This window comes from Pseudomonas sp. LBUM1670, from assembly GCF_059695695.1.
The window spans coordinates 1,092,166-1,112,744 of the sequence record NZ_CP166783.1 but is presented as its reverse complement, the minus strand read 5'-3'; the positions used below and the strand labels follow the sequence as shown (position 1 = coordinate 1,112,744).

20 protein-coding genes and 1 tRNA gene are annotated in these 20,579 nt (G+C 59.4%); 11 read left to right on the top strand and 10 right to left on the bottom strand.

Annotated elements, in window-relative coordinates; translation table 11 throughout:
• Nucleotides 1–9: 9 nt before the first annotated feature.
• The 4 genes from ACA073_RS05065 to trmJ all read right to left on the bottom strand — a co-directional run bounded on the left by ACA073_RS05065 (nucleotide 10) and on the right by trmJ (nucleotide 3,553).
• Nucleotides 10–1,224: an IscS subfamily cysteine desulfurase gene (locus ACA073_RS05065; protein WP_461951735.1), complete on the bottom strand. Its 1,215-nt coding sequence runs from the start codon at nucleotides 1,222–1,224 to the stop codon at nucleotides 10–12.
• 50 nt (nucleotides 1,225–1,274) lie between these two features.
• Nucleotides 1,275–1,766 carry a Fe-S cluster assembly transcriptional regulator IscR gene (gene iscR / locus ACA073_RS05060; protein ID WP_497402085.1) on the bottom strand — a complete coding sequence of 164 codons (492 nt, stop codon included), beginning with the start codon at nucleotides 1,764–1,766 and terminating at the stop codon, nucleotides 1,275–1,277.
• Nucleotides 1,767–2,003: 237 nt separating this feature from the next.
• Complete coding sequence (gene cysE, locus ACA073_RS05055; RefSeq protein ID WP_253440411.1) at nucleotides 2,004–2,780, bottom strand: serine O-acetyltransferase; 777 nt, start codon at nucleotides 2,778–2,780, stop codon at nucleotides 2,004–2,006.
• A 2-nt stretch (nucleotides 2,781–2,782) separates the two neighbouring features.
• The gene (gene trmJ / locus ACA073_RS05050) at nucleotides 2,783–3,553 is read right to left on the bottom strand and encodes a tRNA (cytosine(32)/uridine(32)-2'-O)-methyltransferase TrmJ (protein ID WP_497402083.1); all 771 of its coding nucleotides are present in this window, start codon (nucleotides 3,551–3,553) and stop codon (nucleotides 2,783–2,785) included.
• A 306-nt stretch (nucleotides 3,554–3,859) separates the two neighbouring features.
• On the opposite strand from trmJ, the gene suhB reads away from it, so the two are divergent.
• Nucleotides 3,860–4,678, top strand: coding sequence for a type III secretion system regulator SuhB (gene suhB / locus ACA073_RS05045; RefSeq protein ID WP_008014726.1), 819 nt, complete (start codon nucleotides 3,860–3,862; stop codon nucleotides 4,676–4,678).
• A gap of 248 nt (nucleotides 4,679–4,926) precedes the next feature.
• Here the strand turns inward: suhB and ACA073_RS05040 are convergent, their stop codons facing one another.
• The 6 genes from ACA073_RS05040 to queA all read right to left on the bottom strand — a co-directional run bounded on the left by ACA073_RS05040 (nucleotide 4,927) and on the right by queA (nucleotide 11,010).
• Complete coding sequence (locus ACA073_RS05040) at nucleotides 4,927–5,475, bottom strand: glycine zipper 2TM domain-containing protein (RefSeq protein ID WP_497402081.1); 549 nt, start codon at nucleotides 5,473–5,475, stop codon at nucleotides 4,927–4,929.
• A 120-nt stretch (nucleotides 5,476–5,595) separates the two neighbouring features.
• On the bottom strand, nucleotides 5,596–6,510 hold the full coding sequence (gene secF / locus ACA073_RS05035) for a protein translocase subunit SecF (protein WP_497402079.1): 915 nt from the start codon (nucleotides 6,508–6,510) through the stop codon (nucleotides 5,596–5,598).
• 9 nt (nucleotides 6,511–6,519) lie between these two features.
• The gene (gene secD, locus ACA073_RS05030; RefSeq protein ID WP_497402077.1) at nucleotides 6,520–8,388 is read right to left on the bottom strand and encodes a protein translocase subunit SecD; all 1,869 of its coding nucleotides are present in this window, start codon (nucleotides 8,386–8,388) and stop codon (nucleotides 6,520–6,522) included.
• A gap of 63 nt (nucleotides 8,389–8,451) precedes the next feature.
• Entirely contained in the window at nucleotides 8,452–8,787 is a 336-nt protein-coding gene (gene yajC, locus ACA073_RS05025) for a preprotein translocase subunit YajC (protein WP_007982729.1), read from the bottom strand.
• Between the two features lie 43 nt (nucleotides 8,788–8,830).
• A complete protein-coding gene (tgt, locus tag ACA073_RS05020) occupies nucleotides 8,831–9,946 on the bottom strand; it encodes a tRNA guanosine(34) transglycosylase Tgt (RefSeq protein ID WP_497403987.1) in 1,116 nt (371 codons plus the stop codon).
• A 14-nt stretch (nucleotides 9,947–9,960) separates the two neighbouring features.
• The gene (gene queA / locus ACA073_RS05015) at nucleotides 9,961–11,010 is read right to left on the bottom strand and encodes a tRNA preQ1(34) S-adenosylmethionine ribosyltransferase-isomerase QueA (RefSeq protein WP_497402075.1); all 1,050 of its coding nucleotides are present in this window, start codon (nucleotides 11,008–11,010) and stop codon (nucleotides 9,961–9,963) included.
• Between the two features lie 107 nt (nucleotides 11,011–11,117).
• Here queA and ACA073_RS05010 point away from each other — a divergent pair.
• The 10 genes from ACA073_RS05010 (at nucleotide 11,118) to ACA073_RS04965 (ending at nucleotide 20,425) form a co-directional block, all read left to right on the top strand.
• Nucleotides 11,118–11,202, top strand: a tRNA-Leu gene (locus ACA073_RS05010).
• A 209-nt stretch (nucleotides 11,203–11,411) separates the two neighbouring features.
• On the top strand, nucleotides 11,412–12,620 hold the full coding sequence (locus tag ACA073_RS05005; protein WP_497402073.1) for a tyrosine-type recombinase/integrase: 1,209 nt from the start codon (nucleotides 11,412–11,414) through the stop codon (nucleotides 12,618–12,620).
• A gap of 98 nt (nucleotides 12,621–12,718) precedes the next feature.
• Nucleotides 12,719–13,213: a DUF6387 family protein gene (locus tag ACA073_RS05000; protein ID WP_497402071.1), complete on the top strand. Its 495-nt coding sequence runs from the start codon at nucleotides 12,719–12,721 to the stop codon at nucleotides 13,211–13,213.
• A 135-nt stretch (nucleotides 13,214–13,348) separates the two neighbouring features.
• The gene (locus tag ACA073_RS04995) at nucleotides 13,349–14,056 is read left to right on the top strand and encodes a hypothetical protein (RefSeq protein WP_497402069.1); all 708 of its coding nucleotides are present in this window, start codon (nucleotides 13,349–13,351) and stop codon (nucleotides 14,054–14,056) included.
• A gap of 77 nt (nucleotides 14,057–14,133) precedes the next feature.
• Nucleotides 14,134–14,418, top strand: coding sequence for a DUF3077 domain-containing protein (locus ACA073_RS04990; protein WP_497403985.1), 285 nt, complete (start codon nucleotides 14,134–14,136; stop codon nucleotides 14,416–14,418).
• A gap of 344 nt (nucleotides 14,419–14,762) precedes the next feature.
• Nucleotides 14,763–14,987 (top strand): DUF7683 domain-containing protein, encoded by a 225-nt coding sequence (locus tag ACA073_RS04985; RefSeq protein ID WP_497402067.1) that lies wholly within the window; start codon nucleotides 14,763–14,765, stop codon nucleotides 14,985–14,987.
• A gap of 329 nt (nucleotides 14,988–15,316) precedes the next feature.
• On the top strand, nucleotides 15,317–15,793 hold the full coding sequence (locus ACA073_RS04980) for a formate dehydrogenase subunit gamma (protein ID WP_497402066.1): 477 nt from the start codon (nucleotides 15,317–15,319) through the stop codon (nucleotides 15,791–15,793).
• A complete protein-coding gene (locus tag ACA073_RS04975; RefSeq protein ID WP_497402065.1) occupies nucleotides 15,790–17,328 on the top strand; it encodes a formate dehydrogenase beta subunit in 1,539 nt (512 codons plus the stop codon). Before ACA073_RS04980 ends, ACA073_RS04975 begins: the two co-directional genes overlap by 4 nt.
• Nucleotides 17,325–20,207: a formate dehydrogenase subunit alpha gene (gene fdhF / locus ACA073_RS04970; RefSeq protein WP_497402063.1), complete on the top strand. Its 2,883-nt coding sequence runs from the start codon at nucleotides 17,325–17,327 to the stop codon at nucleotides 20,205–20,207. The genes ACA073_RS04975 and fdhF overlap by 4 nt, the downstream gene beginning before the upstream one ends.
• Nucleotides 20,204–20,425, top strand: a complete 222-nt coding sequence (locus tag ACA073_RS04965; protein WP_461951759.1) for a formate dehydrogenase subunit delta — start codon at nucleotides 20,204–20,206, stop codon at nucleotides 20,423–20,425. Before fdhF ends, ACA073_RS04965 begins: the two co-directional genes overlap by 4 nt.
• The last annotated feature ends 154 nt before the right edge of the window (nucleotides 20,426–20,579 follow it).

Here is a 20,579-nt window from a genome sequence, read left to right as displayed (position 1 = left end):
GACTTGAAATCAGTGTGCCGCCCACTCGATTTTCGAAATGTCGACACCGTCTTTGTACATGTCCCACAGCGGCGACAGAGCGCGCAGCTTGGTAACGGCCTCGCGGACTTTCTGCGCGGCGTAGTCGATTTCTTCTTCGGTGGTGAAACGACCGAAGGTGAAGCGGATCGAGCTGTGTGCCAGTTCGTCGTTGCGGCCCAAGGCGCGCAGTACGTACGAAGGCTCCAGCGAAGCCGAGGTGCAAGCCGAGCCGGACGAAACCGCCAGATCCTTGAGCGCCATGATCAGCGACTCGCCTTCAACGTAGTTGAAGCTCAGGTTCAGGTTGTGCGGAACGCGGGCGGTCAGGCTGCCGTTGACGTACAGCTCTTCCAGGTCTTCGACCTGTTTGAAGAAACGGTCGCTCAGGGCTTTGATGCGCACGTTCTCGGCAGCCATGTCTTCCTTGGCTACGCGGAAGGCTTCGCCCATGCCGACGATCTGGTGGGTCGCCAGGGTGCCGGAACGCATGCCGCGCTCGTGACCGCCGCCGTGCATGGTCGCTTCGATGCGAACGCGCGGCTTGCGGCTCACGTACAGTGCGCCGATGCCTTTAGGACCGTAGGTTTTGTGGGCGGAGAACGACATCATGTCGACTTTCAGCTTCTGCAGGTCGATCTCGACCTTGCCGGTGGACTGAGCAGCGTCGACGTGGAACAGAATGCCCCTGGCGCGGGTCAGTTCGCCGATGGCGGCGATGTCGTTGATGGTGCCGATTTCGTTGTTCACGTGCATGACCGAAACCAGGATGGTGTCGTCGCGCAGTGCCGCTTCGATCATTTCAGGCGTAACCAGACCATCGGTGCGAGGCTCGAGGTAGGTCACTTCGAAGCCTTCACGCTCCAGTTGGCGCATGGTGTCGAGGACAGCCTTGTGCTCAATCTTGGTGGTGATCAGGTGCTTGCCTTTGGTCGCATAGAAATGCGCCGCGCCCTTGATTGCCAGGTTGTCGGATTCGGTGGCGCCGGAGGTCCAGACGATTTCACGCGGGTCGGCGTTGACCAGGTCAGCGACCTGACGGCGAGCGTTTTCGACGGATTCTTCAGCTTTCCAGCCAAACACGTGGGAACGGGACGCCGGGTTACCGAAGTTTCCGTCGACCAGCAGGCATTCACTCATTTTTTGCGCAACACGCGGATCAACCGGGGTGGTCGCAGAGTAATCAAGGTAAATCGGCAATTTCATGGACTATCTCCTAAATCGGGCAGGCTGACGTACCGCTAGCTCTTTGGCTGTCATTCGACGGCGGACGCTTCAATCTTGTCCAGGTGTGGCGTCTTGCTGTTGCAACGACGCTGGTCCTGACGCTGGGCTACTTCTTGTACCTCACGGCGAGTGACAAGATCAGCCAAGCTGATACCGCTCAGAAATTCGTGAATCTGCAGGCTCAGGTCGCACCACAAGTGGTGAGTCAGGCAGGTGTCGCCTTGATGGCAATCGCCTTGGCCCTGGCACTTGGTGGCATCGACCGATTCATTGACCGCATCGATCACCTGGGCGACCTGGATGCCCTGCATGTCGCGGGACAGCTGGTAGCCGCCGCCCGGACCACGGACGCTGGAGACCAGATTGCTGCGGCGCAATTTGGCGAAAAGCTGTTCGAGGTAGGACAGGGAGATGCCTTGGCGCTCGGAGATATCGGCCAGGGACACCGGCCCGTGTTGCGCGTGCAACGCCAGATCGAGCATGGCGGTCACGGCGTATCGGCCTTTTGTAGTCAGTCGCATGGACAATTACCACGGAGTTCGGAATGGGGCGAGTATGCAATTCCCGAGTATTTAAGTCAACTATAAGACCTAGTACTTTAGTCAGGTTTACCCGCAAAAGAGCGGCCGCATCATAGCAAAGGCTGGGCGGTTACAGCCAGCAATTGCGCGTTATCGTTCTTCGCGAGCAAGCCCGCTCCCACAGTTGACCGCATTCCAATGTGGGAGCGGGCTTGCTCGCAAAGGGGTCAACTCGGCCTAGCCGGCCTGACTCTGATCCTTATCCTTCACACAGGCGAAGTCTTCTTCACGCAGCTCAGGCAGATCTTTCGCACAGTAATTACTGCCCAGATCCTTCAGCGCTCCGCACATCCCTTCCAGACGGCCATCAACTGCCTGCAAATGGTCGAGCAACTGATTGATGGCGCGAGCGACCGGGTCGGGCATATCTTCGCCGACACCATAGGCATCAAAGCCAATCTTCTCGGCCATGGCCTTGCGCTTGGCGTCCTGCTCTTCATCGGATTTGACGATGATACGCCCGGGAATCCCGACAACCGTCGCACCCGCCGGAACAGCCTTGGTCACAACCGCGTTGGAACCGACCTTGGCACCCGCGCCAACCGTGAACGGGCCGAGCACCTTGGCACCGGCGCCAACCACAACGCCATCTTCCAGCGTCGGATGACGCTTGCCTTTATTCCAGCTGGTGCCGCCGAGAGTCACGCCCTGATACAAGGTGACGTCATTGCCAATCTCGGCAGTTTCACCGATGACAATGCCCATGCCATGATCAATAAAGAAGCGCCGACCCACCTTGGCCCCCGGATGAATCTCGATCCCGGTCAACCAGCGACCGAAGTTCGACACCAGCCGCGCCAGCCATTTCAACTCGGCGCGCCACAAGGCCGCCGACAGCCGATGGATCCAGATGGCGTGCATGCCCGGGTAGCACGTCAGGACTTCAAAAGCGTTACGCGCCGCCGGGTCACGATGGAAAACACTCTGAATATCTTCACGCAAACGCTCGAACATCATTAATCCTTCCGCTTTAGAAGCTCACCACGGGCCGCTTTCTGGGTTTCCGTGAGGATGCCACGCAATATATTCATTTCCGCCCGGCTGACCGAGCTTCGTCCGTACAACCGACGCAGGCGCGCCATCAAGTGCCGTGGTTTTTCCGGATCGAGGAATTCGATGGCCACCAGGGTTTGTTCCAGGTGCTCATAGAATCGCTCCAGCTCATCCATGGTCGCTAGCTCAGCGCTTTTGACCGATGCCACTTCTTCCTTCTCGACCTTGCTCGGCTGACCTTGGGCCGCCAGCCAGGACATGCGCACTTCATAGCTCAACACCTGCACCGCCGCCCCAAGGTTCAGCGAACTGAACTCAGGGTCTGACGGGATGTGCACGTGATAATGACATCGCTGCAGCTCTTCATTGGTCAGGCCGGAATCTTCACGACCAAAGACCAAGGCAATCTCGGCGCCCTGCCCGGCTTCCTCGACCACTTTCGTCCCGCATTCGCGGGGATCGAGCAGCGGCCAGGGAATGCGACGATCGCGGGCGCTGGTGCCGAGCACCAGATTGCAGCCGACCAAGGCATCTTCCAAAGTGGCAACGACTTGCGCGTTTTCAAGGATGTACCCGGCACCGGAGGCACGGGCATCGGCTTCGTGGTGCGGGAACAACCGAGGTTCGACCAGCACCAGCCGCGACAGGCCCATGTTCTTCATGGCACGCGCAGCCCCGCCGATATTGCCGGGGTGGCTGGTATTGACCAGGACGACACGAATGTTTTGCAGCACGGGAGGCGTTCTCGAACACAATAATCGGGAGCCGAATCTTACAGTTCATCAGGGTGTCCCGCCTCAAAAATAACTGTTCACTTTTGACGGTGTTCAATGCCGGCATGCTGCGTGGCCCCTTCCCCCCATAGCGAGCTATGAGTCGGCACGGCGCCTTGCCTGACAACATTGACCACTCGTCAAAAAGTGAACGTATTTCTGAGGCGGGACACACCGTTAAGCTATGAAAGCGAACACCGACCTTCACCTGTAGAAAAGTTCTGATAGAATGCCCGGCTTTCTTTAACAACCTTAGGTGACACATCCATGCAGCCCATGCTGAATATCGCGCTGCGCGCCGCCCGCAGCGCCAGTGAATTGATCTTCCGCTCCATCGAGCGCCTGGATACCATCAAGGTCGACGAAAAAGACGCCAAGGATTACGTATCCGAGGTGGATCGCGCCGCTGAACAGAAAATCATCGACGCGCTGCGCAAGGCCTACCCGAACCACTCGATCATGGGTGAAGAAACCGGCATGCACGCCGGCACCGGGATCGAAGGCGAAGAATACCTGTGGATCATCGATCCGCTGGACGGCACCACCAACTTCCTGCGCGGCATTCCTCACTTCGCTGTCAGCATCGCCTGCAAATACCGCGGTCGCCTGGAACACGCTGTTGTTCTGGACCCGGTTCGCCAGGAAGAATTCACCGCCAGCCGTGGTCGCGGCGCTCAACTGAACGGTCGTCGCCTGCGCGTCAGCGGTCGCACCAGCCTGGACGGCGCCCTGCTGGGTACCGGCTTCCCGTTCCGTGATGACCAGATGGACAACCTCGACAACTACCTGGGCATGTTCCGCGCCCTGGTTGGCCAGACTGCCGGCATCCGCCGCGCTGGCTCGGCGAGCCTGGACCTGGCCTACGTAGCGGCTGGCCGTTTCGATGCATTCTGGGAGTCGGGCCTGTCCGAGTGGGACATGGCCGCAGGCGCCCTGCTGATTCAGGAAGCAGGCGGTTTGGTGAGCGACTTCACTGGCGGTCACGATTTCCTTGAGAAAGGCCACATCGTTGCCGGTAACACCAAGTGCTTCAAGGCAGTCCTGACGGCGATCCAGCCGCACCTGCCGGCCTCGCTGAAACGCTAAGCTTCCAGCGACAGAAAAAAAAGCACCCTTCGGGGTGCTTTTTTATGCCCGGGATTCGCCTCAAGAACACCACAAAACCAATGTGGGAGCGGGCTTGCTCGCGAAGAGGCCGTGCCAGTCGATAGAGCTGGCGACTGATACACCGCTTTCGCGAGCAAGCCCGCTCCCACAATGGAACAGTGGCGAGACATGAATCCCGGGTACAAAAAAAGCACCCCGAAGGGTGCTTCTTTTCAAACCTGAGCTACTTACTTAGCCGGCTCATTCTGCGACAGGATCAACTTGCCTTCCTTATCCACCGGAATCTGGTTGCCCGGATCGCGATCCATCCGCACCTTGCCTTCCTTGCCATCCAGCGAATAACGAACGTCGTAACCCACAACCTTGTCGCTGATGTCATTCACTGTGTTACAGCGAGTTTGAGTCGTGGTGTAGGTGTCACGCTCCTGCATGCCTTCCTGAACCTTGTTGCCGGCATAACCACCACCGACCGCGCCCGCAACCGTGGCAATTTTCTTGCCGGTGCCGCCGCCGATCTGGTTACCCAGCAGACCACCTGCCAGCGCACCCACCACCGTACCGGCAATCTGGTGTTGATCTTTCACCGGCGCCTGCCGGGTCACTGCGACATCCTTGCACACTTCACGTGGCGTCTTGATTTGTGTCTTGACCGGTTCAACGGCTAGCACTTGCGCATACTCAGGGCCGCTTTTAACCAGGCTGTAGGTGGCAACAGCACCCCCGGCAGTCACACCGACAGCACCCAATACCGCACCAACCAGCAACGACTTGTTCACATGAACCTCCTGACCATCACCCGCGGAACATGTCCGCGCTTCTCCCAGCCTTGGAGCACAAAAAAAGGCGCGAGTTCAACTCGCGCCTTTTTGGGCTGACAGCTGGAAAAGCGAGGGCCGTTATGGACGGTCGTCGACTTCCTTGTCAGTAGCCACAGGAGGAATCAGATCCTCGGTGCTCAGGTTCAGCCAGATCAAAACCACGTTGGCGATGTAGATCGACGAGTAAGTACCCGCCAGTACACCGATAAACAGGGCGATGGAGAAGCCGAACAGGTTGTCGCCGCCGAAGAACAACAGTGCCGCAATCGCCAACAGCGTGGAGATCGACGTCGCCATGGTCCGCAGCAGGGTTTGCGTGGTCGAGATGTTGATGTTCTCGATCAGGCTGGCCTTGCGCAGCACACGGAAGTTCTCACGAACCCGGTCGAATACCACGATGGTGTCGTTGAGCGAGTAACCAATGATCGCCAGCACCGCCGCCAATACCGTCAGGTCGAAGGTGATCTGGAAGAACGACAGGATACCGATGGTCACGATCACGTCGTGGATCAGCGAAACGATCGCACCGACCGCAAACTTCCACTGAAAGCGGAAAGCCAGGTAGATCAGAATGCCGCCCAGCGCCATCAGCATGCCGAGGCCGCCCTGGTCTCGCAGCTCTTCACCGACCTGCGGGCCGACGAACTCAACGCGCTTGACCGACGCAGGGTTGTCGCCGCCGACCTTCAGCAGCGCGTCTGCCACTTGATGGCCCAGCTGCGGGTCTTCACCCGGCATACGCACCAGCAAATCGGTGGTTGCACCGAAGCTCTGCACGATGGCCTCGTGATAACCCGAAGTGGCCAGTTGCTCACGCACCTTGGTGACATCGGCCGGACGCTCGTAGGTCAGCTCGATGAGCGTACCGCCGGTGAAGTCCAGGCCCCAGTTCATGCCCTTGGTGGCGACGCTGAACAAGGCCAGCGCAGTAAGGAACAATGTGACGCCGAACGCAACGTTGCGAACGCCCATGAAGTTGATTGTACGTAACATGGCAGCCCCTTAAATCCACAACTTCTTGAAGTCACGACCGCCGAAGATCAGGTTGACCATCGCGCGGGTCACCATGATGGCCGTGAACATCGAGGTAAAGATCCCGAGGGACATGGTCACTGCGAAACCTTTGACCGGGCCGGTGCCCATCGCAAAGAGAATCCCGCCGACCAACAGTGTTGTCAGGTTGGCGTCGAGAATCGCAGTAAATGCCCGGCCGAAGCCTTCGTTGATTGCCCGTTGTACGGTCATGCCCGCCGCGATCTCTTCACGAATCCGGGAGAAGATCAGTACGTTGGCGTCGACCGCCATACCCATGGTCAACACGATACCGGCGATACCCGGCAGGGTCAGCGTTGCACCCAGCAGCGACATCAGGGCCAGCAGCAGCACCATGTTCACGGCCAGAGCGACGGTGGCGATGATGCCGAAGAAGCGGTAGATGGCGATGATGAACAGCGAGACAAACAGCATGCCCCACAGCGATGCATCGATACCTTTGACGATGTTGTCGGCACCCAGGCTCGGGCCGATGGTGCGCTCTTCAGCGAAGTACATCGGTGCCGCCAGACCACCGGCACGCAGCAACAGCGCCAGTTCGGACGACTCGCCCTGACCATTCAGGCCAGTGATGCGGAATTGAGCACCCAGCGGCGACTGAATGGTCGCCAGGCTGATGATCTTCTTCTCTTCTTTAAACGTTTGAACCGGTACGTCTTTCTCGACGCCGTTAATCACTTGCTTGGTGTAAGTGGTGACCGGACGTTGCTCGATGAAGATCACCGCCATGCTGCGACCGACGTTGCTGCGAGTCGCACGACTCATCAGCTCGCCACCGTGGCCATCCAGACGGATGTTCACTTCCGGCGTGCCGTGCTCGCCGAAGCCAGCCTTGGCGTCAGTGACCTGGTCACCGGTGATGATCAGGCCACGCTCGATCTGTGCTGGAGGACGATTGCCTTCACGGAACTCGAAAGTCTCGGAAGTGGCTTTCGACGCGCCCGGCTCTGCAGCCAGACGGAACTCAAGGTTAGCCGTCTTGCCGAGGATACGCTTGGCTTCTGCGGTGTCCTGCACGCCCGGCAGCTCAACCACGATGCGGTTGGCGCCCTGACGCTGAACGATCGGTTCGGCAACACCCAGCTCGTTGACGCGGTTACGTACCGTGGTCAAGTTCTGCTTGATGGAGTATTCGCGGATTTCCGCCAGCTTGGCCGGGGTCATCGCCAGACGCAGCACCGCCTGACCATTGAGGTCGGCCGGAACAATGTCGAAATCGTTGAAGTTCTTGCGGATCAGTACACGGGCCTGTTCGCGGGAAGCTTCATCACTGAAACCCAGCTGAATGGCACCGCCCAGTTGCGGCAGGCTGCGATAGCGCAGTTTCTCTTTACGCAACAGGCTCTTCACATCGCCTTCGTACACTTTCAAGCGTGCGTCGATGGCTTTGTCCATGTCCACTTCGAGCAGGAAGTGCACACCACCGGACAAGTCCAGACCCAGCTTCATCGGGTGCGCGGCGAGGCTGCGCAGCCATTGCGGGGTGGTTTGCGCCAGGTTCAGTGCAACGACGTAGTCATCACCCAATGCCTTGCGCACGACGTCTTTGGCCGGCAGCTGGTCTTCAGCCTTGGTCAGACGAATCAGACCGCCTTTGCCGTTGGCTGCCAGCGTGGCTGCCTTGACGTTGATCCCGGATTCCTTGAGCGCAGCGCTCACACGATCCAGATCAGCCTGATTGACTTGCAGCGCAGTGCTTGCACCGCTGACCTGAATGGCCGGGTCATCAGGATATAGATTGGGAGCGGAATAAATCAGACCGACCGCCAGCACCGCCAGGATCAGAATGTATTTCCACAGAGGGTATTTGTTCAGCATCACGCCGCCCGCTTATGACGCGGGGCGCCTTGCGCGCCCCGTCGATTGAGTAGAAGTTGAAACTTAGATCGCTTTCAGCGTGCCTTTTGGCAGCGTGGCGGCAATGGCGCCTTTCTGGAACTTCATTTCGACGGTGTCGGAAACTTCCAGAACCACGAAATCATCAGCCACTTTAGTGATCTTGCCGGCGATGCCGCCGGTGGTCACAACTTCGTCGCCTTTCTGCAGGCTGCTCAGCAGGTTCTTCTGCTCTTTGGCGCGCTTGGCCTGTGGACGCCAGATCATCAGGTAGAAGATGACCAGGAAACCGACCAGGAAAATCCACTCAAAACCGCCACCCATTGGGCCTGCAGCAGGTGCAGCAGCGTCAGCCATGGCATTCGAGATAAAAAAGCTCATTTAGCACTCCAGTTGCAAATGTTGAATCTTGGGGTCAGAAAACTCAGTCCAAAGGCGGAACGGGAAGCCCGCGTTTGGCGTAGAAGGCATCGACAAAGGCGGCCAATGTACCCTGTTGAATAGCCTCGCGCAAACCAGCCATAAGCACTTGATAATGACGCAAGTTATGGATGGTATTGAGCATGCTTCCCAGCATTTCGCCGCACTTGTCCAGGTGATGCAGATAAGCGCGGGAGAAGTTCTGGCAGGTATAGCAATCGCAGGTCGGATCGAGCGGCGAATCATCATGGCGATGGAACGCGTTACGGATCTTCAGCACGCCGGTATCAATGAACAGATGCCCATTGCGGGCATTACGGGTTGGCATCACGCAATCGAACATGTCCACACCGCGGCGCACACCCTCAACCAGATCTTCCGGTTTGCCAACGCCCATAAGGTAACGAGGTTTGTCAGCCGGCATCTGGCCCGGCAGGTAATCCAGCACCTTGATCATCTCGTGCTTCGGCTCGCCCACCGACAGACCGCCAATGGCCAGGCCATCGAAACCGATCTTGTCGAGGCCTTCCAGCGAACGCATGCGCAAATCCTGGTGCATGCCGCCCTGAACGATACCGAACAGCGCCGCCGTGTTGTCGCCATGGGCCTCTTTCGAACGCTTGGCCCAACGCAACGACAGCTCCATGGAGATGCGCGCGACGTCTTCATCAGCCGGGTACGGCGTGCATTCGTCGAAAATCATCACGATGTCCGAGCCCAGATCACGCTGGACCTGCATCGACTCTTCCGGCCCCATGAACACTTTCGCGCCGTCAACAGGAGAGGCGAAGGTCACGCCCTCCTCCTTGATCTTGCGCATCGCGCCCAGGCTGAACACCTGAAAACCGCCGGAGTCTGTAAGAATCGGGCCTTTCCACTGCATGAAATCGTGCAGGTCGCCGTGCTTCTTGATCACTTCGGTGCCAGGACGCAGCCACAAGTGGAAGGTGTTACCCAGGATGATTTCCGCGCCGGTCGCGTTGATGTCCCGCGGCAGCATGCCTTTCACGGTGCCGTAAGTACCGACCGGCATGAAGGCCGGGGTCTCGACAGTACCGCGCGGGAAGGTCAAACGACCGCGACGAGCCTTGCCGTCAGTAGCAAGCAACTCAAACGACATACGACTTTGGCGACTCATTCTTTGTCCTCAGGGCCACGTGGCGCGGGATTACGGGTGATAAACATCGCATCACCGTAGCTGAAAAAGCGGTATTGATGCTCGACGGCAGCTTTATAAGCGGCCATGGCTTCGGGATAACCGGCGAACGCCGAAACCAGCATCAACAGCGTGGATTCGGGCAAATGAAAGTTGGTGACCAGGGCATCGACCACATGAAACGGTCGGCCCGGGTAGATAAAAATGTCGGTGTCGCCACTGAACGGCTTGAGCACGCCATCGCGCGCGGCACTTTCCAGCGAACGCACGCTGGTGGTCCCCACGGCCACCACGCGCCCACCGCGTGCGCGGCAAGCGGCGACGGCATCGACCACGTCCTGGCCGACTTCCAGCCATTCGCTGTGCATGTGATGGTCTTCGATCTTCTCGACCCGCACCGGCTGGAACGTGCCCGCGCCGACGTGCAGGGTCACGAACGCCGTTTCGACGCCCTTGGCGGCAATCGCCTCCAGCAACGGCTGATCGAAATGCAGCCCCGCCGTCGGCGCCGCCACCGCGCCCAGGCGCTCGGCGTACACCGTCTGATAACGCTCACGGTCCGCGCCTTCATCCGGGCGGTCTATATAAGGAGGCAACGGCATGTGCCCGACGCGGTCGAGCAGCGGCAACACCTCTTCGGCAAACCCCAGCTCGAACAGCGCATCGTGACGCGCCAGCATCTCGGCCTCGCCACCGCCGTCGATCAGGATCTTCGAACCCGGCTTCGGCGACTTGCTGGACCGCACATGGGCCAGCACGCGATGACTGTCGAGCACCCGCTCCACCAGGATTTCCAGCTTGCCGCCGGAAGCCTTCTGGCCAAACAGCCGCGCCGGAATCACCCGGGTATTGTTGAACACCATCAAATCGCCTGGGCGCAAATGCTCAAGCAAATCAGTGAATTGACGGTGTGCCAGGGCGCCGCTGACCCCATCAAGGGTCAACAGGCGACTGTTGCGACGCTCGGCCAAAGGGTGGCGAGCAATCAGCGAATCAGGGAGTTCGAAAGTAAAGTCAGCAACGCGCATGATGGGGTTCGTCTAGCAGGGCCGGGAAGTCTAGCGGAAATAGTGAAAATTCTCCATGTACCTGATTGACCGACGGTTATCTCATCTCTATACTTCGCCGCCATTGAGCCCTGATGGCGGAATTGGTAGACGCGGCGGATTCAAAATCCGTTTTCGAAAGGAGTGGGAGTTCGAGTCTCCCTCGGGGCACCATGTACATATATCCAGCGGTCCCTACCAGACCCTGGAAAGCAGATAAACCGGCGCTTACGCCGGTTTTTTTGTGCCTGCGATTCCCGTGGACTCCCTTGTAAGCCCAACGTTATGTGAGTAGATTCGTGAGTAGATGAGTTTGGTCTAGAAATCTACTCACACATCGACGGGTACTCACTCCCGCCAGCGCTAGCGCTGAGGGGATTGCCGTGGCACTCACCGATACAGCCGCTCGAACAGCGAAACCGCGCGAAAAGCTTTACCGCATGGCAGATGCGGCGGGGCTATGCCTCGAAGTAACACCTAGCGGTTCAAAACTATGGCGATTCCGATATCGCTTCGGCGGCAAAGCCAAAATGATGGGGTTAGGCGCTTATCCCACCGTCACCCTCGCCAAAGCCAGGGAGCGCCGCGAAGATGCCCGTCGCCTACTGGTCAACGGCATAGATCCCTCCGCTCACAAGCAAGCTGAAAAAACCGCCCAATCCACCCTCGCTCACACTTTCGAGGAGTTGGCACGCGAGTGGTACGCCTACAACTCACCACGCTGGGCCCCCTCCACAGCAGCCAAGGCGCTGCAATATATGGAGGCTGACATTCTCCCCGTTATCGGCCAGCGCCCGGTGCAAGAAGTCACAAGGCCAGAACTGGTTGCCTTGGTGCGCAAGGTCGAGAAGCGCGGTGCGCTCAACGTCGCTGGAAAAATTCGCCAGTGGTTAAGTCAGATTTTTCGCTACGGTCTCGCCAAGGGGTCAGTGGAGTCGAACCCTGCCACCGACTTGGATGTGGTCGCAGCAATCGCGCCGCGAACCAAAAATCACCCACACGTTCCCCTCTCGGAAATCCCCATTCTTCTGGGCAAGCTCGATGCTGCCAAATGCGATGTAACGACCCGCATCGCGGTGCGCTTACTTCTATTGACGGGCGTACGCCCCGGAGAACTTCGTCACGCACCTTGGAGCGAGATCGATTTGGAGTCAGCCACCTGGACGATACCGGCGGCCCGAATGAAGGCCCGTCGACCGCATGTCGTTCCACTCCCTCGTCAGGCGGTGGTCAGTCTGCTGGAGCTCAAGGAGATCACCGGAAGTTACCCCATCGCATTCCCGGGTCGGAACAACCGGGAACGCCCTCAGTCCGAAAACACCGTTAACAAGGCACTGCACCAGATTGGCTATGAAGGTCGGCAGACCGGCCACGGATTTCGCCATCTGCTCAGTACCGAGCTAAACAGCCGCGGATTCAATCGGGACTGGATCGAGCGCCAACTGGCCCATGGCGACCAAGATGAGATACGCGACACCTACAACCACGCCCACTATCTCGAGCAGCGCCGGCAAATGATGCAAGCCTGGGCTGATTCGATAGATGCACTTTGTGCTGGCTTAAACGTGGTGAGCATCAAGCGCAAGGCATGACAGCTTTGGCTGGCCTCGCTCTCGCGGTGAAAAGCGGACGTCCCATCCGTATGGTCGGCTGATCCATTCATAATGGGAGTAATAAGGGACGCGTAAAAATGGCCAAATTTACAAGCATTGAAGAGTTGCCGGAGTGGTTTGATCTCAAAAACTACTCATCTGTTAGCCAATTTGGCGCAGTGGAGTGGTTCCGACAACTTACTCAACGGAACTTTCTGATCAACGCTCTAAAAATCAGCAAAGACGAGACTGACACCCTCCATAAAGAATACGGCGCCGCATTTTATCGTGAAATCGAAAACATGAGAGGGATCGCTGTCGAAGACACTGATATTCCGAATTTTTTCGGCCCTCATGGATATGCGCAGTTCCTTGCCGATGAGCAGCGCGGCGTGATTCCGCTGACGTTCAGACATTTGGAGGAACACGCAAACTACACGGACCGCTATGGTCCAAAAAAATGGTTTGCTGCCATGAGTAAAATCACATCACAAGGGTACTGGATGAACACCCGGATGCTCGCCATCTCCCGGTCAACGGATCATCAGGCAAATGGTGGTTCAAGAGGCCTGGGCGCGCTGTCCAAACCCTGATCGCAGGGCCAGCAATTTCCTGTCGGCACAACGCCAATAAGAAAAGGGCTTAATCATGACGACTTTGCAACGCTGCCCAATGGCGGTGACACCGAAGGCTTGCCCAAATTTTGAGAAATCGATTCCGGATCCTGCATGGACAGACCTGCCGGAAAAATACTCGAGGGCTGCCAAATGACCAGCGTCCCGTTCAATGGCGGCGATGCCGTCACCATGATCAGTCTGGAGCTAGTCGACTTCATCAACAGCCGCCGCGTCGAAGGTGCGCCCACGTTGGTGCACAGCGACTTCCTCAAAAAAGTGCCCAGAGTTCTGAAAAAAGATGCCGGGAAGTTTTCCCATACCTATATCGACTCAATGAACCGCCGACAAAAGTGCTACCGATTCCCCAAGCGGGAGTCCTGCCTCATGGCCATGTCGTACAGCTACGACCTACAGGCCGCGGTGTTTGACCACATGACCGAACAGGAACTGCTATTGGCGCAGCGGGCCGCTTTCGCCATCCCACAGACTCGTGCGGACGCATTGCGCCTAGCTGCCGACCTGGACGAACAGAACGCTAGGCTCGTGCTGGAAAACAAGTACCTCAAGTTGAGGCTTGAAACCCCAGAGCCGACGTTCCAGCCGGGGCTCACGCCCGTGCAGTTCAGTCGCACCCTGAACGGAGTCAACACCCAGCGAATCAATCATTTCCTGCTGGAGTCCGGCTGGATCTACAACGCCGAAACTGACCCAGACCGTTCGCCGAAATATCGGACCCGAAGTCGTGCCCGCGATAACTATCTGGCCGAAGATGTCCGCAGCATTGCTCGGCCTAGCCAGAAGCCAATCCAGACTACCTAGAAGCCTCGGAGGGATGACTACATTCGTACCTGAACCACAAAAGACCTAGCTCAAATGTCTAACCCGAACTCACAACCATCGGCCTGACCCCCGCCATCTACTGCGGCGATCAAGCGCTGTTCCATGTCACCCGCAACGTGCCTCTCGGCGATGCGTTGGCCATGGCTTCTGATTTCCTGTTTCTCGCCAAGGCGCTGACCAAGGATGCGGCTTACGCCAAGGACACGGACTACCACGCCTGGGCCGCGCATTATTTGACGGCGATGAGTAAGGCGGTGGTGGATGATGTGGCGAAGGTGCTGACGCGGGATCGGGATAATGAGTTGGCGAATAAGCGGGCGGAGGGGATGGCTGAGGGGTAGCGCGCAAAGGGCCGGACTCTGTCTGGCGTTTGAAGCTATGTAAAGCAGTTGTAGGAGCGAGCTTGCTCGCGAAGGTTGCGGCCATTCTGCGGGAATGGTGGTTGGGTTGCGATTTTCGCGAGCAGGCTCGCTCCTACAGGAGGGGTGGTTCAGTTCAGGGTTTTTGTGGTGGCTGGTCTGGCGCTTTCGCGGGCAAGCCCGCTCCCACAGGTTTCGCGTGTTGACAGGGATTTGAGACGGCTTCGAATTGTCGGGGATCAGCTCAGCTTGGGGCAGATGCCAAGAGTTCGACCGCGAAACTGGAATTCGAAAAAACTTAGCGGCACGTAAAGGAAGGCAGAGCCATGAAGCACGTGATTATGGGAGTTCCCGAAGGCGAGGATTTCGCTTCCTATGAAATGGAAATCCCGGTATCCGTCGCGGACCTCAAGCCAATCATGGGCTGGGTGAAGGACGATGATTGCATCTATGACTACCAGCTCACAACAGACCAAATCCGCGCAATCGAACAGCTCTGCGCCGTAAAATTACCCCCCGATCTGATGCTGTTTCTTACCTGCAGCGCCTGATATACATCACCCATCGACAAGCCCGAAGGGCATTGCAGCCAGTGAGTGAACACCCCGCGCCACGCTCATCTAGACTTAATGGATAGTCGTAGGCAGAACCGAACACGTCGCTTTTGTGCAGGTGAATCAAAGGCAGCATGGCAAGCTGCCTTAATGCCCTTAATGAGGTGCGGCGAAGACCGTGCCGGGCACAACAAGATGCCCGCTCAGGGCGCCCTGGCCAACGGCCTGAAATTGCCACGATTCCGTGACGTGGTGTGAGTGCCGCAGCCGACACTTTCGGACAACCGACGACCGCCAGGTTTGTCCGTGACCGTGAGGATTGCTGTATGCCTGATGAGATGTTGCACCTGCCTATGGTCATCAGTCTGCTGGAGCGCCACAAACGCTCCCCCGGTGCGCTGTTGCCCATTCTTCATGAGATTCAGGCGGGCATCGGTTACATCCCCGAAGCCGCCATCCCCGAGATTGCCCACGCCCTCAATCAGAGTCAGGCCGAGATTCGCGGGGTGATCAGTTTTTACCATGACTTCCGCACCGCGCCGCCGGCCCGACACATTCTTCGTTTGTGCCGGGCGGAGTCGTGCAAGAGTCGTGGCGCCGAGCAGCTTGCGGCGCAGTTGCGCGAACGTCTGCAACTGGACGATCACGGCAGTAGCGCCGACGGCAGCATCAGTTTGCGTCCGGTGTATTGCCTTGGCGCTTGTGCCTGTTCGCCGGCTCTGGAGCTGGATGGTCAGGTGCATGCGCGGCTTAGCGCCGAGCGTCTGGATGCGCTGCTCGATGCTTGCCGGGAGGACGCATGATGCCGTGCTTCTATTTGCCCGCGGATTCGCTGGCCCGTGCCGTGGGTGCTGATGAGGTGGCGTTGGGCCTCTCAAATGTGGACCTGCAACGCACCAGTTCTCGTGGCCTGTATTGGCTGGAACCGTTGCTGGAAGTGGACACGCCGCAAGGCCGGATCGGTTTCGGCCCGCTGACCGCTGCCGATGTGCCGTCCGTGCTTGATGCGTTGAAAGGCGAGCCGTCCACTCATCCGCTGGCCTTGGGTCTGGTGGAAGAGTTGCCTTATCTCAAGTCTCAACAACGCCTGCTGTTTGCCCGCGCCGGTATTACCCGGCCGCTATCGCTGGACGATTACCGGGCCCACGGCGGGTTCGAGGGTTTAAACAGGGCTGTCACCATTGGCGGCGAGCAGACCGCTACGGCGGTGTTCGACTCGGGCCTACGTGGCCGTGGCGGCGCAGCCTTCCCCGCCGGAATCAAATGGCGCACGGTGCGCGCCACCCCGGCGGCGCAGAAATACATCGTGTGCAACGCCGACGAAGGCGACTCCGGCACCTTCGCCGACCGTATGTTGATGGAAGGCGACCCCTTCCTGCTGATCGAAGGCATGGCGATTGCCGGCATCACCGTCGGCGCCACCTATGGCTACATCTACGTGCGCTCGGAATATCCACAGGCCGTCGCCACGCTGAACGGCGCGCTGGACATCGCCCGGTCCAACGGTTACCTCGGCGCCAATGTCGGCGGCAGCGGCCAGGCCTTCGATATGGAAGTGCGTGTCGGTGCCGGCGCTTACATCTGCGGTGAAGAAACCGCGCTACTGGACTCGCTCGAAGGCAAACGCGGGATTGTCCGCGCCAAGCCGCCGATCCCTGCGTTGAAGGGGCTGTTTGGTCTACCGACGCTGGTGCACAACGTGCTGACCTTGGCCTCGGTGCCACTGATTCTGGCCAAAGGTGCGCAGTTCTATCGCGATTACGGCATGGGCCGCTCACTGGGTACGATGCCCTTCCAACTGGCGGGCAATATTCGTCACGGCGGCCTAGTGGAACGGGCCTTTGGCCTGACGCTGCGGGAACTGGTGGAAGACTACGGAGGCGGTACCGCCAGTGGCCGGCCGCTGAAGGCCGCCCAGGTTGGCGGCCCGCTCGGCGCCTGGGTGCCGCCGTCGCAATTCGACACACCGCTGGATTACGAGGCGTTCGCCGCCATCGGCGCGATGCTCGGTCACGGCGGTGTGGTGGTGGCTGACGACAGTCTGGACATGGCCCACATGGCCCGCTTCGCCATGCAGTTCTGTGCCGAGGAATCCTGTGGCAAATGCACCCCTTGCCGCATCGGCTCGACCCGGGGCGTGGAGGTGATCGACCGCTTGCTGGCCGCGCCGGACCAGAGTGGTCGCGATGAGCAGGTGATCATCCTCAAGGACCTGTGCGACACCCTACAATACGGTTCGCTCTGCGCGTTGGGCGGCATGGTCTCCTTTCCGGTCACCAGCGCCCTCAAGCACTTCCCCGCCGACTTCGGTCTGCAAGCCTCGGAGGCCGAGCAATGATCACTCTCTTCGACCCGAACACCGATATCGATCTTGGCACTCCGGCCCGCGACAGCCAGGTACAGATCACCCTGAACATCGACGGCCGCAGCATCAGCGTGCCCGAAGGGACTTCGGTGATGCGCGCCGCCGCGCTGCTGGGCACCACCATTCCCAAACTCTGTGCCACCGACAGCCTGGAAGCCTTCGGTTCCTGCCGCCTGTGCCTGGTGGAGATCGACGGCATGCGCGGCTACCCGGCGTCCTGCACCACGCCGGTCAGCGAAGGCATGAGCGTGCACACCCAGACGCCGAAACTCGCGACCCTGCGCCGTAACGTCATGGAGCTGTACATCTCCGATCACCCGCTGGATTGCCTGACCTGTTCGGCCAACGGCAACTGCGAACTGCAAACCGTGGCCGGTCAAGTCGGTCTGCGGGAAGTGCGTTACGGCTATGAAGGCGACAACCATCTGGCCGACGAGAAGGACACCTCCAACCCCTACTTCGATTACGACCCGAGCAAGTGCATCGTCTGCAACCGCTGCGTGCGCGCTTGCGAAGAAACCCAGGGCACCTTTGCCCTGACCATCACCGGGCGCGGTTTTGAATCCCGGGTCGCGGCGGCCGGTGGCGAGAATTTCCTCGACTCGGAATGCGTGTCCTGCGGCGCCTGTGTGCAAGCCTGCCCCACCGCGACACTGATGGAAAAAAGCGTGGTCGAACTGGGCCAACCCGAACGCAGCGTGATCACCACCTGTGCCTACTGCGGCGTGGGCTGTTCGTTCCGCGCCGAGATGAAAGGCGACAAGCTGGTGCGCATGGTTCCGGACAAAAACGGTCAGGCCAATCACGGCCACTCTTGCGTCAAAGGGCGCTTTGCCTGGGGCTACGCCACCCACCCGGATCGCATCACCAAACCGATGATCCGCCAGCACATCAACGACCCTTGGCAGGAAGTTAGCTGGGATGAAGCGGTGACCTACGCCGCCAGCGAATTCCGTCGGTTGCAGCAAAAATACGGACGCGATTCCATCGGTGGCATCACCTCCAGCCGCTGCACCAACGAAGAAACCTATCTGGTGCAAAAACTGGTGCGCGCCGCGTTCGGCAACAACAACGTCGACACCTGTGCGCGGGTCTGCCACTCGCCGACCGGCTATGGCCTGAAACAAACCCTTGGCGAGTCCGCCGGCACCCAGAGTTTCGATTCGGTGATGCAGGCCGACGTGATCCTGGTGATGGGCGCCAACCCCAGCGACGCCCACCCGGTGTTCGCCTCGCAACTCAAACGCCGCCTGCGTGAAGGCGCGCGGCTGATCGTCATCGACCCACGGCGCATTGATCTGGTGGACTCGGTGCATGCCCGCGCCGAACTGCATTTGGCCCTGCGTCCGGGCACCAACGTCGCGATGCTTAACGCATTGGCCCATGTGATCGTCACCGAAGGTTTGCTCAATCAGGCCTTTATCGACGCCCGTTGCGAGGGCAGTGATTTCACCCGCTGGAGCGAGCTCGTCAGCCGTGCGGAAAACTCGCCGGAAGTCATCGGCCCCCTCTGCGGCGTAGAACCTGCCGACATCCGTGCCGCCGCGCGTCTGTACGCTACCGGCGGCAACGCGGCGATCTACTACGGTCTCGGTGTCACCGAGCACAGTCAGGGCAGCACCGCGGTCATGGGCATCGCCAACCTGGCCATGGCCACCGGCAACATCGGTCGCGAAGGCGTGGGCGTGAACCCGCTGCGGGGGCAGAACAACGTTCAGGGCTCCTGCGACATGGGTTCCTTTCCCCACGAGCTGCCCGGCTACCGGCACATCTCCAACGAGGTGGTGCGGGCGCAGTTCGAACAGGCGTGGAACGTCACGCTGCAGCCTGATCCGGGCCTGCGCATTCCCAACATGTTCGAGGCAGCGCTGGGCGGCACTTTCAAAGGTTTGTATTGCCAGGGAGAAGACATCGCCCAGAGCGATCCGAATACCCAGCACGTCACCGCGGCGCTGTCGGCCATGGAATGCGTAGTGGTGCAGGACATTTTCCTCAACGAAACCGCCAAGTTCGCCCACGTGTTTCTACCGGGCAGCTCGTTCCTGGAAAAAGACGGCACCTTCACCAACGCCGAGCGGCGCATCTCGCGGGTACGCAAGGTCATGGAGCCGCTGGGCGGCAAGGCAGACTGGGAAGGCACCGTGGCCCTGGCCAACGCCCTAGGCTACCCGATGAACTACAAACACCCCTCGGAGATCATGGATGAGATCGCCAGCCTGACGCCGACCTTCACCAACGTCAGCTATGCCGCACTGGACAGCCACGGCAGCCTGCAATGGCCCTGCAACGCCGCTGCACCGGACGGCACGCCGACCATGCACATCGAGCAATTCGTGCGCGGCAAGGGGCGTTTCATGCTCACCGGCTACGTGCCCACCGAGGAGAAGGTCAACAATCGCTATCCGCTGCTGCTGACCACCGGGCGTATCCTCAGCCAGTACAACGTCGGCGCCCAGACTCGGCGTACCGAGAACGTCGCCTGGCACGATGAAGACCGGCTGGAAATCCATCCGACCGACGCCGAAAGCCGTGGCATCAACGAAGGTGACTGGGTCGGCATCGGCAGCCGCGCCGGGCAGACCGTGCTGCGTGCGCGGGTCACCGAACGAGTCGCCCCGGGCGTGGTGTACACCACCTTCCATTTCCCTGAATCGGGGACCAACGTCATCACCACCGACAACTCCGACTGGGCCACCAACTGTCCGGAGTACAAGGTCACCGCCGTGGAAGTCAGCCGCGTCTACCACCCTTCCGAGTGGCAAAAACGCTACCAGGCCTTCAGCGACGAACAGGACCGTTTGCTCAAAGATCGCCGTCACGCCCGTGGCGCTAAAGCGGAGGTACGCCGATGAGCACTGCCAACCTGATCAAAATGGCCAACCAGATCGCCCTGTACTTCGCCAACGAACCGGACCAGCAACAAGCCGTGCTCGGTGTGCGCAATCATCTGCAGATGTATTGGGCGCCCAGCATGCGCAAGGAGTTGCTGGCCTGGCAGACAGAGCATCAGGGGGCGGACTTGCACCCGCTGGCGCAGGCGGCGGTCAGTGGGGCGGGTTGGGAGGCTTAGGCTTACCCGACCTCTTACGATTGGCCTGCTGACTGTAAAACTGTGGGAGCGGGCTTGCTCGCGAATGCGATATACCAGTCCCCATCATCATTGACTGACACACCGCTTTCGCGAGCAAGCCCGCTCCCACAGGGGATTTGTGTGTGTTAGCTGA

Coding starts and splice junctions, on each gene's coding strand:
- iscR (WP_497402085.1), bottom strand. CDS start 1,766: ATGCGACTGACTACAAAAGGCCGATACGCCGTGACCGCCATGCTCGAT.
- ACA073_RS04985 (WP_497402067.1), top strand. CDS start 14,763: ATGAAGCACGTGATTATGGGAGTTCCCGAAGGCGAGGATTTCGCTTCC.
- suhB (WP_008014726.1), top strand. CDS start 3,860: ATGCAGCCCATGCTGAATATCGCGCTGCGCGCCGCCCGCAGCGCCAGT.
- secD (WP_497402077.1), bottom strand. CDS start 8,388: ATGCTGAACAAATACCCTCTGTGGAAATACATTCTGATCCTGGCGGTG.
- tgt (WP_497403987.1), bottom strand. CDS start 9,946: ATGTCGTTTGAGTTGCTTGCTACTGACGGCAAGGCTCGTCGCGGTCGT.
- fdhF (WP_497402063.1), top strand. CDS start 17,325: ATGATCACTCTCTTCGACCCGAACACCGATATCGATCTTGGCACTCCG.
- ACA073_RS05000 (WP_497402071.1), top strand. CDS start 12,719: ATGGCCAAATTTACAAGCATTGAAGAGTTGCCGGAGTGGTTTGATCTC.
- queA (WP_497402075.1), bottom strand. CDS start 11,010: ATGCGCGTTGCTGACTTTACTTTCGAACTCCCTGATTCGCTGATTGCT.
- cysE (WP_253440411.1), bottom strand. CDS start 2,780: ATGTTCGAGCGTTTGCGTGAAGATATTCAGAGTGTTTTCCATCGTGAC.
- secF (WP_497402079.1), bottom strand. CDS start 6,510: ATGTTACGTACAATCAACTTCATGGGCGTTCGCAACGTTGCGTTCGGC.
- ACA073_RS04980 (WP_497402066.1), top strand. CDS start 15,317: ATGCCTGATGAGATGTTGCACCTGCCTATGGTCATCAGTCTGCTGGAG.
- ACA073_RS05065 (WP_461951735.1), bottom strand. CDS start 1,224: ATGAAATTGCCGATTTACCTTGATTACTCTGCGACCACCCCGGTTGAT.
- ACA073_RS04965 (WP_461951759.1), top strand. CDS start 20,204: ATGAGCACTGCCAACCTGATCAAAATGGCCAACCAGATCGCCCTGTAC.
- ACA073_RS04975 (WP_497402065.1), top strand. CDS start 15,790: ATGATGCCGTGCTTCTATTTGCCCGCGGATTCGCTGGCCCGTGCCGTG.
- yajC (WP_007982729.1), bottom strand. CDS start 8,787: ATGAGCTTTTTTATCTCGAATGCCATGGCTGACGCTGCTGCACCTGCT.
- ACA073_RS04995 (WP_497402069.1), top strand. CDS start 13,349: ATGGACAGACCTGCCGGAAAAATACTCGAGGGCTGCCAAATGACCAGC.